This is a genomic window from Halomonas sp. ND22Bw, assembly GCF_003011945.1.
GTDB lineage: Bacteria > Pseudomonadota > Gammaproteobacteria > Pseudomonadales > Halomonadaceae > Halomonas > Halomonas halophila.
This window is the reverse complement of record NZ_PXWD01000238.1, coordinates 1-410: the sequence shown is the minus strand read 5'-3', so window position 1 is coordinate 410 and position 410 is coordinate 1. Positions and strand designations below refer to the sequence as shown.

The window sequence follows — 410 nt, the reverse complement described above, 5'->3', positions numbered from 1 at the left end:
GGCGCCGTCCAGGCCCTGGACGATAACCAGACGCTGACCGAGACCTTCGGCTACACCGTCACCGACGCCGACGGCAGCCAGAGCACCGCCACCCTGACGGTGACCATCAACGGCGCCACCGACGCGCCGCCGACCGTCGACATCGACGACAACGCCCCGGGCGTCGACGGCGCCGAGCAGCGCGTCAGCGAGGCCAGCGGCAACACCGTCAGCGGCACCGCCACGGTGGGCGCCGAGGCCGGCATCGCCGGGGTGACCGTCAACGACCAGGACATCACCGGCGCGACGGCCGCCAATCCGATCGAGATCGTCGGCAGTGAAGGCACGCTGACCATCACCGGCTACGATGCCGAGACCGGCGAGATCGCCTACGAATACACCGAGGATGGCGACGCCGAGGACCACCGCGA

1 protein-coding gene is annotated in these 410 nt (G+C 70.5%); it reads left to right on the top strand.

Translation table 11 applies throughout. The annotated features are described in order from the left end of the window. A partial coding sequence (locus tag CVH10_RS17855; protein WP_146143019.1) for a VCBS domain-containing protein occupies positions 1–410 on the top strand: 410 nt, incomplete at both ends.